General features: G+C 60.9%; 15 protein-coding genes. 6 read left to right on the top strand and 9 right to left on the bottom strand.

Features of this window, described 5'->3' with window-relative positions:
* Nucleotides 1-2: 2 nt before the first annotated feature.
* The 4 genes from nagZ to BM234_RS03540 form a co-directional block, all read right to left on the bottom strand.
* Complete coding sequence (gene nagZ / locus BM234_RS03555) at nt 3-995, bottom strand: beta-N-acetylhexosaminidase (protein WP_092060661.1); 993 nt, start codon at nt 993-995, stop codon at nt 3-5.
* The gene (locus tag BM234_RS03550; RefSeq protein WP_092060659.1) at nt 992-1,891 is read right to left on the bottom strand and encodes an SPOR domain-containing protein; all 900 of its coding nucleotides are present in this window, start codon (nt 1,889-1,891) and stop codon (nt 992-994) included. The genes nagZ and BM234_RS03550 overlap by 4 nt, the downstream gene beginning before the upstream one ends.
* 76 nt (nt 1,892-1,967) lie before the next feature.
* Nucleotides 1,968-3,713, bottom strand: a complete 1,746-nt coding sequence (gene argS / locus BM234_RS03545) for an arginine--tRNA ligase (RefSeq protein ID WP_092060657.1) — start codon at nt 3,711-3,713, stop codon at nt 1,968-1,970.
* A 63-nt stretch (nt 3,714-3,776) separates the two neighbouring features.
* Nucleotides 3,777-4,943, bottom strand: coding sequence for a deoxyguanosinetriphosphate triphosphohydrolase (locus BM234_RS03540; protein ID WP_092060655.1), 1,167 nt, complete (start codon nt 4,941-4,943; stop codon nt 3,777-3,779).
* 77 nt (nt 4,944-5,020) lie between these two features.
* Here BM234_RS03540 and BM234_RS03535 point away from each other — a divergent pair, with 77 nt between their 5' ends.
* A complete protein-coding gene (locus BM234_RS03535) occupies nt 5,021-5,344 on the top strand; it encodes a HesB/IscA family protein (RefSeq protein ID WP_092061347.1) in 324 nt (107 codons plus the stop codon).
* On the opposite strand, the gene BM234_RS03530 is transcribed toward BM234_RS03535, so the two are convergent.
* The 3 genes from BM234_RS03530 to BM234_RS03520 form a co-directional block, all read right to left on the bottom strand.
* On the bottom strand, nt 5,256-6,302 hold the full coding sequence (locus tag BM234_RS03530; protein ID WP_245752465.1) for a DMT family transporter: 1,047 nt from the start codon (nt 6,300-6,302) through the stop codon (nt 5,256-5,258). The two genes, BM234_RS03535 and BM234_RS03530, sit on opposite strands and share 89 nt — an antisense overlap.
* 11 nt (nt 6,303-6,313) lie before the next feature.
* Nucleotides 6,314-7,378 carry a DUF6902 family protein gene (locus BM234_RS03525; protein ID WP_092060651.1) on the bottom strand — a complete coding sequence of 355 codons (1,065 nt, stop codon included), beginning with the start codon at nt 7,376-7,378 and terminating at the stop codon, nt 6,314-6,316.
* Between the two features lie 63 nt (nt 7,379-7,441).
* A complete protein-coding gene (locus BM234_RS03520) occupies nt 7,442-7,993 on the bottom strand; it encodes a DUF6749 family protein (RefSeq protein ID WP_092060649.1) in 552 nt (183 codons plus the stop codon).
* Nucleotides 7,994-8,283: 290 nt separating this feature from the next.
* Between BM234_RS03520 and xth the strand changes: the two genes are divergently transcribed.
* Nucleotides 8,284-9,066 carry an exodeoxyribonuclease III gene (xth, locus tag BM234_RS03515; RefSeq protein WP_092060647.1) on the top strand — a complete coding sequence of 261 codons (783 nt, stop codon included), beginning with the start codon at nt 8,284-8,286 and terminating at the stop codon, nt 9,064-9,066.
* Nucleotides 9,063-9,905, top strand: coding sequence for a hypothetical protein (locus BM234_RS03510; protein ID WP_092060645.1), 843 nt, complete (start codon nt 9,063-9,065; stop codon nt 9,903-9,905). Before xth ends, BM234_RS03510 begins: the two co-directional genes overlap by 4 nt.
* Here BM234_RS03510 and BM234_RS03505 read toward each other — a convergent pair.
* The gene (locus BM234_RS03505) at nt 9,902-11,062 is read right to left on the bottom strand and encodes an FAD-dependent monooxygenase (protein WP_092060643.1); all 1,161 of its coding nucleotides are present in this window, start codon (nt 11,060-11,062) and stop codon (nt 9,902-9,904) included. The two genes, BM234_RS03510 and BM234_RS03505, sit on opposite strands and share 4 nt — an antisense overlap.
* A gap of 66 nt (nt 11,063-11,128) precedes the next feature.
* The gene (gene dksA, locus BM234_RS03500) at nt 11,129-11,551 is read right to left on the bottom strand and encodes an RNA polymerase-binding protein DksA (protein WP_092061345.1); all 423 of its coding nucleotides are present in this window, start codon (nt 11,549-11,551) and stop codon (nt 11,129-11,131) included.
* A 186-nt stretch (nt 11,552-11,737) separates the two neighbouring features.
* On the opposite strand from dksA, the gene BM234_RS03495 reads away from it, so the two are divergent.
* Genes BM234_RS03495 through BM234_RS03490 form a run of 3 tightly spaced genes read left to right on the top strand, consistent with a single transcriptional unit; the run spans nt 11,738 to nt 13,979 of the window.
* Nucleotides 11,738-12,577 (top strand): AAA family ATPase, encoded by an 840-nt coding sequence (locus BM234_RS03495; protein WP_092060641.1) that lies wholly within the window; start codon nt 11,738-11,740, stop codon nt 12,575-12,577.
* Nucleotides 12,578-12,629: 52 nt separating this feature from the next.
* A complete protein-coding gene (locus BM234_RS17415; protein ID WP_175501187.1) occupies nt 12,630-12,794 on the top strand; it encodes a hypothetical protein in 165 nt (54 codons plus the stop codon).
* Nucleotides 12,795-12,797: 3 nt separating this feature from the next.
* Nucleotides 12,798-13,979 (top strand): vWA domain-containing protein, encoded by a 1,182-nt coding sequence (locus BM234_RS03490; RefSeq protein ID WP_092060639.1) that lies wholly within the window; start codon nt 12,798-12,800, stop codon nt 13,977-13,979.
* Nucleotides 13,980-14,066: the final 87 nt, after the last annotated feature.

Here is a 14,066-nt window from a genome sequence, read left to right as displayed (position 1 = left end):
TGCTATCCTGTCAGAGCCACAAGTTCCGCCTCCAACGCGGCGATGTCAACGTATCCGGGCGCGCACCGCTGTTGAAGCGCGGCGTCGGCCCGGCGGCATGCGGCATCATTCATCGGCCCGGCTGCCTCCGCGACCGCTGCGCGATCGGCCAGTGGCGCATTGCAAAACAGCGCCACATCGCACCCTGCGGCCATCGTCGCGCGCGCCCGTTCCGCGGGAGTGCCCGGCATGGCCCCCATCGCGAGATCGTCCGACATGAGCAACCCGTTGAAGCCAAGCTCCTCGCGGATCAGCCGGATAACGGCAGGCGACCCTGTCGCTGGCTCCGGGCCGAGTTCGGGCAGGACGATATGCGCAGTCATGCCGAGCGGCATGTCCCGAAGTGCGTAAAAGGGCCGGAAGTCGAGCGCGCGCAGATCTTTCACCGGCGCGTGAATGGTAGGCAATTCCGCGTGGCTGTCTTGGGTCGCGCGACCATGTCCCGGCATGTGTTTGATGACTGGCAGGATTCCCCCCGCCAACAGCCCCTCTGCAGCGGCACGGCCCAGAGCCGCAACCCGGTCCGGATCGGAGCCAAAGCACCGATTACGCAGAAAAGGATGAGTTTCCGCCTGTGCACAATCGAGGGTCGGCGCACAATTCACGTCAATCCCAACCGCGTGCAGTTCGGCCGCGATCACTCTATACCGAAGCCATATGGCACGTTCGGCCGCCTCCCCGACGGCTTTGACGTGATCCAGCGGCGCGGGCCATTTGCGCCAATGCGGCGGCCCCATACGCTGAACCCGCCCGCCTTCCTGATCGATGAGAACAGGGGCGTTACGGCCCACGGCGTCGCGCATTTCACCCGTCAGAGCACGAACCTGATCCAGGGTGTCGATGTTTCGCGCAAATAGGATGAAGCCCCAAGGATCGGCTTCGCGAAAGAAAGCGCGCTCGGCTTCGCTCAGCCTCAAACCGTCGGCATCAAGGATTGCCGCTGTTGGTCGGCTCACTTGACGCTCACCGGGATGCAATCGGCACTTTCCGCGTTGAGCGCGGCACAGAAACGCCGTGCGTCATTGATGTCGTCGAAGCCCGACGCACGAAGGCGATAGAAGATACGCCCCCCAGTCTCGACCCGCTGGATCACGCGCGGACGAGGGCCCAAGAGTTCACCAAAGCGACCTGCGATGCGCACCCATTCGGCGCGGGCGATCTCCCCCGAAGGATAGGCCCCGAGTTGCACCAATGCCGTGCCCTTGGCGAGAGTGGCAGGGTCAATTTCCTTGGGGGCCGTGATTTTGGCAGGGGCTGACCGTGCAAGGGTCACCCGCTCGGGTCGAACCAGCGGCCTGATGGAAAAGACTTCGGGCCGCGCACGTTCTGCTGTTTCCCGGTTGACCTCTGCGACACCTCCGGCGACTTGCGCGGCGATCTGATCGGCAAGGGCAAGAATGGCTTCTTCTTCGCTCAGATCTTCTTCGGCCACCGCATCGAACGGACCCTCCGCTGCAGCGGCGATATCGCGCGTATCCTCCCCCTCAGGCAGGGGGACAACCGGGCGCAACGCAGCAGCTTCTTCGGCGTCGATCTCCTCGGGCATGGGCGCGAGGACGAGACGATCCGCCGGCGCCTCGGCAATACCTGAGGCGGCAACGGTGTTGACGGCAAAGCCCTGATTTTCCGCAGCGATGCCGCCGGGATTTTCCGGCTGAACCCGCATCGGCCCCTCAAGCGCGCGCACGACGGGTATGCCGCTCACGTCCCGCATCACGATGCGATAGCCCCAGACCCCGATCCCCACGACAAGCGCCAGCGAGATCGCAGCCCCGGCAAGGTTTACCAGATTGACGCGCGGAAGTCCGCCCGATCGTTCTAAACCGTCCTGCGACGGGGAGAATTCTGCCATTCCAGCCTCACTGCTTCGGGGCCCGGGCCGGGCCTTGGTCTTGCGTCTGCCTCCCCCGATGCGCAGCGCGCCTTGATCAGCGCATCTCTTCGACCGGAGTGACCCCAAGGATACCAAGACCGGCCGAAATCACAATGGCCGTAGCCCGCGCGAGGGCAATTTTGGCCTGAGACGTGGCGACGTCGCCCTCCTGAATGAAGCGCAACTCGGGCTTGTCGTTGCCCTTGTTCCACAGCCCATGCAGATCCCCGGCAAGGTCATAGAGATAGAATGCGACCCGATGCGGCTCATGAAGCCGCGCTGCAATTTCGACCACACGGGGCCATTCAGAGAGCCGCTTGGCAAGCCCAAGTTCAGAGACATCCGTGAGCATCCCAAGATCGGCGGACTTGAGCGCCTCATCATCCACCGCGATGCCCGCCTCGGTCGCCTTGCGCAGAACGGAACACACCCGGGCATGCGCATATTGGACGTAGAAAACCGGGTTATCCTTGGATTGCTCCAGCACCTTGTCGAAATCGAAATCGAGCGGGGCATCATTCTTGCGGGTGAGCATCACAAAACGTGTCACGTCCGGGCCGACCTGTTCGACCACATCGCGCAGGGTGACGAAGGTGCCCGCCCGTTTGGACATCTTGAACGGCTCGCCGTTCTTGTAGAGCTTCACAAGCTGGGTCAGCTTGATATCGAGCGGCACCTTGCGATTCCCGAGCGCCGACACCGCCGCCTTCATCCGCTTGACGTAACCACCGTGATCCGCGCCGAAAACGTCGATGAGTTGATCGAAACCGCGTTGCAGCTTGTCATAGTGATAGGCGATGTCGGGGGCGAAATAGGTCCATGCCCCGTCGGATTTCTTTACCGGCCGGTCCACATCGTCGCCATGTTCGGTGGAGCGGAACAAGGTCTGTTCACGGGGTTCCCAATCTTCGGGTTTCTTGCCTTTTGGCGGCTCTAGAACGCCCTCATAGATCAGGCCCATACCCTCCAATGCGGAGAGGGCCGCTTCGATCCGCCCCGTGCCGTAAAGCGATTTTTCGGAATAGAAGACATCCATCTTGACGCCAAGCGCGGCAAGATCAGCGCGGATCAGATCCATCATCCGTTCAGTTGCAAAGGTGCGCACCTCATCAAGCCAGACCGCTTCGGGTTGCCCCACGAAAGCATCGCCATGGACATCGCGAAGCGCCTCTCCCACCTCGATCAGGTATTCACCGGGATAAGTGCCATCCTCAAAGGCGACGTCCTGACCGTGCGCCTCAAGATACCGCAGGTATACGGAGCGGGCGAGCACATCGACCTGCGCGCCGCCGTCGTTGATGTAGTATTCGCGCGTAACGTCATACCCGGCATAGGCAAGTAGGCTGGCCAGTGCATCACCGAATACCGCGCCGCGCGTATGTCCGACATGCAGAGGCCCGGTGGGATTGGCGGAGACGTATTCCACGTTCACCCGCTCCCCCTGCCCGATGGTCAGACGGCCAAAGGCCTCTCCATCGCTCAGAACTTGGCCGACCACATTCTGCCAGACCGACGGCGCGAGGCGCAGGTTGATGAACCCCGGTCCCGCCACGCTGGCTTCGATCACGCGATCGTCTGCCGCGATGAGCGCGGAGAGCTTCTCCGCGATTTCGCGCGGCTTCAGTCCCGCAGGCTTGGCCAACACCATGGCCGCGTTGGTGGCCATGTCCCCGTGGGCGGCATCCCGTGGCGGTTCCACGGCGACATTGCCGTGGTTGAGCCCCTCTGGCAAATCTCCGCGGGCGGCCAGAACGTCGATGCAGTCGATGACCAGCGCGCGCATGTCGGTGAAGAGGTTCATGTCTCTATCCTTGTATCCTTGCCGGTTGGGTTACCCACGGGCGCAGGCGTCGTCAATCCGGGGTCAGCGTGGAAGTTGCACCGTGGTTTCGATGCCGCCGATGAATTTCTCATGGGTTTGCAGCGCGAAGCGATCCGTCATCCCGGCGATATAGTCAGCAACGATCCGGGCGAGCGTAATCTCATCCTCCGCATCGGAGACATCCTTGCGCCACTGCTTCGGGAGGAGGTCAGGCTGCGCCATGAAGAGCGGGAATAGCTCACGCACCACCCGCGTGACCTGTTTGCGCATCTCCACCACTTCGGGTGCCCGGTACATCCGATGGAACAGAAATTCGCGGATGACCTTGAGTTCCGTAAAGATGCTGTCGGAGAATTGCACCATCGCACGATCCGCGGCGCGGATATCCTCGACCGATGTCGGGCCAAGCACCTCTATATTGGCGCGGGATACGGCGATCACATCCTCGACGAGCACGCCAAAGAACCGTCGCAGTGCTTCGTGGCGGCGGCGGTAGTAGTTCAGGCCGGGATACTTGCCATCCACTTCGGCGAAGCAGCGATCCAGAATGGGCAGTTCGGCCAACTCGTCGGTGGAAAACAACTCCGCGCGCAAGCCATCGTGCAGGTCGTGGTTGTTATAGGCAACGTCATCGGCCAGCGCGGCAACCTGTGCCTCCGGCCCGGCATAGGTGTGAAGCTCAAGGTCATGGCGATCGTTGTATTCGGCCAGCGCATAGGGCAACGCACCGGTGACGGGCCCATTGTGTTTGGCGATCCCTTCGAGCGTTTCCCACGTAAGGTTCAGCCCGTCCCACTCCGCATAATGGCGCTCTAACGACGTCACGATCCGAAGCGCTTGGGCGTTGTGGTCAAAGCCGCCGTAGGGGGCCATCAGATCACTGAGGGCATCCTCGCCGGTATGACCGAAGGGCGGATGGCCAAGATCGTGGGCCAGCGCCACAGCCTCGGTGAGTTCCACGTTGAGGCCGAGCGTTCCCGCAATTGTCCGCGCCACTTGTGCGACCTCGATGGAATGGGTCAGGCGGGTGCGAAAATAATCGCCCTCATGCTCAACGAAAACCTGCGTCTTGTGCTTGAGCCTGCGAAAGGCGGAGGCGTGGATGATCCGGTCGCGGTCGCGTTGGAAACAGGAGCGAAAGGCGCTTTCCTCTTCTGCGAAAAGTCGCCCGCGGGAAAGGCTTGGATCGGTTGCATATGCCGCGCGCATGGGAGCTGGTCCTTGTCGGTCTCGGTCGGGGTTCGTATATGGTAAGGAGACCAGATTAGAAACCCATGGGGCCCGCGATGAACCTGCCGCCGAAAGTTACCGACCGTGCCTTTGAACGCCTTGCCGAGATCGGAGCAAATGCACAGGGCCAAGCGCTGCGCGTTGCTGTCGAAGGCGGCGGTTGTTCAGGGTTTCAGTATGAGATCAAACTCGATGCCCCGGCGCAGGACGACCTCGTCCTGGAACGCGCCGGCGAACGCGTGGTGGTGGATCAGGTCTCCCTGCCCTTCCTTGCCAACGCGGTAATCGACTTCAGCGAAGAATTGATTGGCGCACGATTTGTGATCGATAATCCCAATGCCACGAGTTCTTGCGGGTGTGGGACGAGCTTTTCGATCTGATCGCCCGCGCCGCGCCCGCGCCTCTGGGTTGGGGGCCGAACCGCGCGACAGCGGGTGCGTAACGGCGCGCAGGCACCGGCGCCTGTCCGCGCCGCGCCTGATCCACGATGAGCAAGAGGCCAGAGGCGATCACGATAGCCGCGCCGAGATAGATGTTTGCGCCCGGCAACTCGCCAAAGACCCAAGCGCCAATCAGCACCATCCAGACGAACTGCATGTTCACGAGCGCCATGACGGCATGCGCTGACATGAGTTTGAGCGCGTGGACGACCATATACCGCCCCGCGAACAGCAGAACCGCGTAGACAGCGGCCCAGCCCAGATCGACCATCCCCATCGGCAGATAGACGAACGGCAGAACCGCGCCGCTGCTTAGGCACAGGGCGAGGTTGGGATAGAAGACCAGCGAAAGCGGGCGCGATTCCTGCTGTCCGATATAACGAGCGAGGATCATCGAGACCGTTCCGCTCAAGCAGGCCATCAACGCGAGAATATGGCCGACTTGCATTCCGGCAAGGCCGTCGGGGAAAAGACAGATGATCCCCAAGGCCCCTGCCCCAAGCGCCATCCAACCGCGACTTCCGACTCGTTCGCGCAAGATCGGTCGGGCCAGCAACCCGGCAAGGATCGGCATCATGCCGATAAAGATAAAGACCTCCGCCATGGCGAGGGTCTTGAAGGCGTAGTAAAAGCAGACGGCGGCAACCACGGTCAACGCCGACCGCGCCGCCATCGCCCATGGGTGCGAGGTCACGAGGCGCTGGCTTCCATCGCGGTTCAACCTTGAAGAGAGAAGGCAAAGGGCCGAGACGAACAGACCGGAGAAGAAGAAGAGTTGCGGCGCAGCGAAGGCGCCGGAAAAGAACTTTGTCACCCCATCCGCCGCGGACATGACAATCGTGTACAATCCGACAAGGCCGGCGCCAAGAAGCGCCGTGGATGAAGCAGTTCTGGTCAAGTTGTCATCTCTCACACGGACGCAGTGCGCGCGAAACATTCAAAGAATGCATCGAAGAACGGCGTCGACTCCTCGGTCGCATTGAGGACGTTCAGAGCAGAGATTTCAAGGTTTTTTTCTACCTCTGCTTGCATTGACTTCCAGTCGCCACGGCGCACGCCATCGAACGACAGAAGAGATCGAGACAGGCCCCTCAAGGCGGATCCCTCCGTAGGCATCCGGAAAAAGCTCATGCGATCAGGGGAATAGTCACCATCAAAAGCGCCTGCGCCCCGCACGGCCTGAAGCCAGTTGACCATGAAATAGCTGTGGTAGTCATCATTGACGGTGGCCTCGGGGCCGGTACGCAGCTCATAGCTTTGCACGCTACGGGCGATCCAGGATTCCCAGTAATCCGGCACATCCAGCGCGGCGAACCGCATCGCGATACAAATTTCAGCCAGCAGATCGACGTTCTGATCCAGCAAGGCGAGGATACCCGCGAAATGAAGGCTCTGCGCGGTTTCCGCATCGATAAGCGGATCGCGGCGCCCGTATTCCGAGAGGTAGAAGACTGCGTGCGTCAACTCATACGCCGCCTTCTTGTTTGGCACGGCGAAGAAGTGCGGCCGACGAATGAAGCGGCGTACACGGTCCGCCAACCCCGGATCGTGCGGCATCGCATCGACTCCGCGGCGGGCCAGCAAACGTTGTGCCTCAAGCCGCTGGAGATCTGACAATTCCCCTTCGGGCAGTCCTTGCGCAGCGATCCATTCGGACATGCGCAGACCGGCTTCCCCCGTCATCCCGAGGTCTTCGAGATCGAGGCAGATGGAGAGAAAGAACCGATAGTACTGTGGAAAGAAAGCGATACGTTCGAGGATCGTCTCATAGAGATGGCCAAGCGGCGCAAGCGCAACCGTACCGGGACGAAGCCCCCCGCTCTCCATGATATTGAGAAGTTCGGCGTTTTCCTTCAGCCAGAAGACATCGCTCTCAGAGCGGCGGTGCGCGGCGAAACACGTGGTCAGCGCCGCGCATCGTTCCGTAAGGTCCGGGCGGGATTTCAGGGGGCGAAAGGCTAAAATGTTGGTCACTGGTCTTCTCCCTGATGTGTAGAAGACGCGCCTCGCGCCTCCCTGAAATGATGCCCCGACGGCTTACTTGATCACGCGGATCTGAGGCTCGGACCAAGACACGCATGCGCCGGTCACGTCGCCGCTTTCAGCGCGAGTGCCAGCTTCGGGACCGGACCAGGATACATAGGCACCAGCCGCGTCACCTTCGTCGGCTGCGGAAGCCGTTTCGGGGCCGGACCAGGACACGAACGCTTCGGTCGCGTCGCCTGCGTGGGCTTCGGTGGCGGTCGGGCCGGACCAGCTCACGAAGGCACCGGTTGCGTCGCCTGCATCGGCGCGTGTCGCTTCAGGGCCGGACCAGGACACAAACGCTTCGGTGGCATCGCCGGAATGGGCTTCGGTGGCGGTCGGACCCGACCAGGAGACGAATGCCCCTGTTTCGTCACCGGCGTGGATTTCACGTGCCCGCGGCTCGGACCAGCTTACGCAAGCCTCGACGGCCTCACCCAGCATCGTGTCGGCGGTCTCTTCCGGGCCGGACCAGGAGACGAACGCTCCGGTGGCATCGCCCATGTCCATGTCAAAGCCGAGGGTCTCGGCAAGGGCGGTCTCAAACTTTTTCAATGCAGTCATTTTCAGCGCTCCCAGATGGCAAATTCGATGCCTGAATTGAATACACCTCTAGGTTGTTCTGCCAAGTATTATTTCTTGTTAAGGTTGATCGTTAATGCAATCAGAGGGAGAAATTGGCGGCAAGATATTGATTATATGCGGTAAAAATTTTGGGGCGTTCGGTTGCAACAGCGGGTGTTTTGGATGCGCGCAACGGCAATCTTGTGCGAATCGCCCCGTAACTTTGCCTTGCCTTGATGCTTGCTCTTGGCCGCCCACTGCGGGATACCTGCGCCCAAAGGAGAGCCTCCATGCGGATCGCAACGTTCAACATCAACGGCATCAAAGCGCGTGTGCAGGCGCTTTCGGACTGGCTCGACGCTGCGCAGCCGGATGTGGCGGTTCTTCAGGAAATAAAATCGGTCGATGAAAACGTGCCGCGCGAAATCTTTGAGGATCGCGGCTATAATCTCGAAACCCACGGACAGAAGGGCTTCAACGGGGTCGCCATCCTGTCGAAATTTCCCCTTGAAGATGTGACGCGCGGACTGCCGGGCGATGATACTGACGAACAGGCGCGCTATATCGAGGCAACTGTCGTGGGCGATACTGAGGCCGTTCGGGTGTGCGGCCTGTACCTTCCAAATGGCAATCCCGCGCCGGGACCGAAGTACGACTACAAGCTGGCGTGGATGGAGCGGTTGAAGGCACGTGCCGAGGCACTTTTGGAGACGGAAATGCCCTTCCTGATGGCCGGCGACTATAACATCATCCCCCAGGCAGAAGACGCCAAACGCCCCGAGGCATGGCGTGAGGATGCGCTGTTCCGGCCCGAATCCCGCGCCGCGTTTCGCCGGCTGCTCAATCTCGGGCTTACCGAAGCCTTCCGCGCCCGTGTTCAGGGGGCGGGCCATTACTCATTCTGGGATTATCAGGCCGGCGCGTGGAATCGCGACGACGGCATCCGCATCGATCACTTCCTGCTCTCGCCGTCCTGCGCCGACCTTCTTGTTGATTGTGAGATCGAACGCGAAGTACGCGGCGGGGAAAAACCCTCGGATCACGTCCCGGTCTGGGTAGAGTTGGCGGCATGACCAAGACACAAAGGCCGCTGAAACGCCGCGTGAAGGATACCCGCAAACGGGTCTCGATGAACCTGAAGCGGATAAAGGGGAAGGCGTGGGCTGCGTTCAATCCTCCGGCAACACCGTCGCCCGCGCCTGAAGTGCTCTTTGCAATACCACTCGTATCGCGCCGCCGGGCCCCTGATTGGGACCGTGTCGAAGCCAACCTGACCCAGACCCTCCACGCCATTCAGGCGCAAACCGATGGTCGGTGGCGAGCCGTGATCTGCGGACAGGACCGACCCGAGGGCATTCCCCAAGATGAGCGGATCACCTTCATCACCTCGACCGTCTCCGATCGTTTTTATGACAAGGGGTACAAGCGCCGTCAGTTGATCGACCATTTCGCCGCAACCACATCTGGCGATGGCTACTATGTGCAGCACGATGCCGACGACCTGCTGCACCCTGAGACGGTGGCGTATATCCTGCGCGACAACAACGGCCACGGGTATTTCGTGGAGCAAGGCTATTGTGTTCAGGTCAGTTCCGGCCGGATCGGCAAGATGGATAATTTTTACATCCACTGCGGCACTTCAAGCGCGGTCTACGTCGATTTTCGCCGCAACAAGCGCCACGCCGCGCTTCTCAAACCCCTGACGTCTCACTCGACGGTAATAGCGGTCTGCGGGTTTTATGGCCGCATCCTGCAGGCAATCCCATTTCGGGCGGCTTGCTATATGATCGACCACGGCCAGAACATGTTTGAGCGGCGTGGCAAGATGCAGAACAAGATCAACGTCGTGGATCGCAATGAGATCACCGACCCGGCCAAATTGGCCGAGATACAAAAGACGTTTAACCTCTAGCGCGTGACATCATGGGCATAGAGCCAATCGAACTGATGGATCATCCTGTCCGGCGCAAGACGGCCCGCAATGCGAAGGCCAGTATGGGCCGCGAACCGCAGAGGCGGAAAACGCAGATGATATTTCCACGCGTTGGATGAGGCGGCCTTGATAACGCGATGCGCACGCTGTTTGCGGCGATGCTCATAGATTGCAAACCCGGCGGCGGGTGTATCGCTTGCGGCCAATGACGCGGCCAGCACCCAAGCGTCTTCTATCGCGAGGTTTGCCCCCTGGGCAAGGAAGGGCAGCGTCGGGTGGGCGGCGTCGCCCAGCAAGACGATTCGCCCATCGTGCCACCGGGGCGCGACCCGATGCCGAAACAGCCCCCAAAGCCGCGTATCCTCTACCGAACCGAGGATTTCAGCCATCTCCCCCCCGAACGTAGCAAAGGCACGGCGGAGGTTTTCCGGATCATCGGCGTGGTCCCAACCTTCGGCGGCCCATTCGGATCTTTCCTGAACTGCGACGATATTGAGCGCATCCCGATTGCCGAGCGGATAGGACACCACGTGCTGCCCCGGCCCCATGTGGACCCGGGCGATCGGCGGGACATTCCAGCGATTGGGGACAATGGCGCGCCATGCCACCTGGCCCGTGAAGCTCGGGCTGGATGGGCCAAGCACAGTTTCCCGTAATTTGGAGTGGACACCATCGGCGGCAACGATCACCGCCGCGCGGTGCACCTCTCCTGTTTCGAAGTGAAGTCCTTCACTGTCGCTGCGTATCACCCGGCGGCCTGTTTCGATCCGCACACCCAACTCGCGAACCCCTGCCTCAAGCACGGAGATGAGATCGGCGCGATGAAGAAACAGGTACCGCATCGGGGCTGGCAAACGGCCCAGATCCAGCCGCAGGACTTCTCGTCCCTCGCGGTAGTCCCGCAAGGATACAGCCTCCGCGCGAATCGCCGCCGCGGTCAGTGCATCGCCGAGGCCGAGGGCAAAAAGAACCCGTGCGCCGTTTGGGCTGATTTGAAGGCCCGCGCCGACCTCGCGGATCTCTGGGGCCTGTTCCAGCACGGTAACGGACGCACCGCGAAGGGCCAATGCACGCGCCGCGGCCAAACCGCCGATTCCCGCGCCGACGACAGTAATCTGCTGCCCGATCAAGCTCATCTCAACTCCCTCAAACGGAAAACGCCGGGGCAGTGCCCCGGCGCCTTGGTCCTACCCGGAAAGGGTTCAGTCGTCCCGATGTACCTTTTCGCGACGCTCGTGGCGCTCTTGCGCCTCAAGGCTCATGGTCGCGATCGGGCGGGCATCAAGCCGCTTGAGGCTGATCGGCTCACCGGTCACCTCACAGTAGCCGTACTCACCCTCGTCGATCCGCCGCAATGCGGCATCGATCTTGGCCACGAGCTTGCGCTGACGATCCCGCGTGCGCAATTCAAGAGCGCGGTCGGTCTCTTCGCTGGCGCGATCGGCTACATCTGGGATCGAACGGGTGCCGTCCTGCAGGGCTTCGATCGTCTCGCGGCTTCCCGCAACGAGCTCTGCCTTCCATGTTTGCAACTTCCGCCGGAAATATTCGACTTGCCGTTCGTTCATGAACGGCTCGTCCTCTGCTGGAATATAATCTTCCGGCAGGAAAACCTCTGCTTTCATGGCTGTTCCCTTACCTGGGCCCGAGTCTTGCGATAGGGCAAACTTTTCAGACATCAGGTCCCTCCTTATGGGCGAGCATTTACCCCACGAACGGGGCGCTTGTCACTACCCAATCCCTCTGTGGTTGTCGGCAATTTTTCCTGTGTTACAAAAGCTTTCGTTCAATCCAGAGGAGCACGGCACCAAATGCGGTTCGAAGGCACCGAATCTTATGTCGCGACGGATGATCTCACGGTTGCGGTAAACGCATCCGTAACGCTTGAGCGCCCGCTTCTGGTCAAGGGAGAGCCCGGCACCGGCAAAACGGAGCTGGCACGGCAGGTTGCGCAGAGCCTCGGGCTGCGGATGATTGAGTGGAATGTGAAATCGACCACGCGGGCGCAGCAGGGGCTCTATGAATACGATGCCGTAAGTCGCCTGCGCGACAGCCAACTGGGCGATGCCCGGGTCAGTGACATTTCCAACTACATCCGCCGCGGCAAGCTGTGGGAGGCGTTCGCCTCGGCGGAGCGCACCGTGCTTTTGATCGATGAGATCGACAAGGCCGACATAGAGTTTCCCAACGATCTGCTACAGGAACTCGATCGGATGGAATTCCACGTCTACGAGACGGGGGAGACGGTCCGCGCCGTGCAACGGCCCATTGTCATCATCACATCGAACAACGAAAAGGAGCTGCCGGATGCGTTTCTGCGGCGCTGCTTCTTTCACTACATCCGCTTTCCCGACATGGAAACGATGCGCGCCATCGTCGAAGTGCATCATCCGGGTATCAAGGCCGAACTGCTGACAACCGCGCTGACCCAATTCTACGAGCTTCGCGAACAGCCGGGCCTCAAGAAACGCCCCTCCACCTCGGAGGTGCTCGACTGGCTCAAGCTTCTTCTGGCCGAGGATCTGACGGCCGAAGACCTTCGGCGGGACGGCGCGAATGCCCTCCCCAAATTGCACGGCGCCCTGCTCAAGAACGAACAGGATGTGCACCTGTTCGAGCGGCTCGCCTTCATGGCGCGGCGCGGGCGCTGATCTGGACAGCGCGCCCCACGGGGCCTAGATCCCCGAACAAAAGGAAACGCTCATGTTCGTTCTTCTCTTCGGTCTCGCCGGTGCCCTGATCGGCGGATTTACCGCCCGGCGGCGCAAGGGGTCGGGCCTCGATATCGCGCAATACGCGGCGGCCTATGCCATCGCCTTCGCGCTTCTGGGGCTCTTCATCAATATCTTCATCATCCGGGCTGTCTGATCTGTGTTCCTGCCCTTCTTCGATACATTGAGGAAAGGCGGCGTTCCGGTCAGCCTGCGGGAGTACCTGACGTTCCTGTCGGCGGTGCGGGCGGGGATTGCGACCTATGACATCGACGCCTTCTACTATCTGGCCCGGACCGCGATGGTCAAAGATGAGCGCAACATAGATCGCTTTGACCGCGCCTTTGCCGAAGCCTTCAAGGGTCTGGAGGCGATCAGTGCCGAGCAGGTCATGGAGGCGGTGGACCTTCCAGCCGATTGGCTTGAACGCATGGCGGAGAAGCATCTGAGCGCCGAGGAAATGGCCGAGATCGAAGCGCTCGGCGGGTTCGACAAACTGATGGAAACGCTGCGCGACCGGTTGAAGGACCAAGAGGGGCGCCATCAGGGCGGCAGCAAGTGGATCGGCACGGCAGGCACATCTCCTTTCGGGGCCTATGGCTACAACCCCGAGGGTGTACGGATCGGGCAGGACAAGTCCCGCCACCAGCGCGCCGTAAAGGTTTGGGACAAGAGGGAGTTCCGCAACCTCGACGACACGGTCGAACTGGGCACGCGCAATATCAAGGTCGCGCTCAAACGCTTGCGTACATGGGCGCGCACCGGCGCAGAGGACGAACTGGATATGGATGGCACGATCCGTGCCACGGCCGAGCAGGGATACCTGAGCGTTCAGACCCGGCCAGAGCGCCACAACGCCGTGAAGGTTCTGCTGCTGCTGGATGTTGGCGGGTCGATGGATCCGCATGTAAAGGTCGTGGAAGAGCTGTTTTCCGCTGCACGGTCCGAGTTCAAACATCTCGAACACTACTATTTCCACAACTGCCTCTATGAGGGTGTCTGGCGCGACAATTCCCGTCGTTGGAATGACCAAATCCCGACATGGGATCTGCTCCACACCTATGGGTCAGACTACAAGTGTATCTTTGTCGGCGACGCCGCGATGTCTCCCTATGAGGTGGCGATCCCCGGAGGCGCGAATGAGCACTGGAACGCCGAGGCCGGATACATCTGGCTGGAGCGCGCGCGGCAGCAGTGGCCAGATACGCTCTGGCTCAACCCCCTGCCCGAGGCGCATTGGGACTACACACAGTCGGTCGGCATGATCCGGGACATCTTCGAAGACCGGATGGTGCCCATGACGCTTGACGGTCTGAGCCGCGGAATCAAGATCCTCGCCTGAGACCACTCAACCATAGCTTTTGACGTTGGCCTGCATTTCAGCCTAAAGTTTTAGTTCAATTGTGGCCAAGATATGTAAAGTTGGTTC

Source organism: Poseidonocella pacifica, assembly GCF_900111875.1.
GTDB lineage: Bacteria > Pseudomonadota > Alphaproteobacteria > Rhodobacterales > Rhodobacteraceae > Poseidonocella > Poseidonocella pacifica.
The sequence above is the reverse complement of the archived record's forward strand: the minus strand, read 5'-3'. Positions and strand labels throughout refer to the sequence as shown.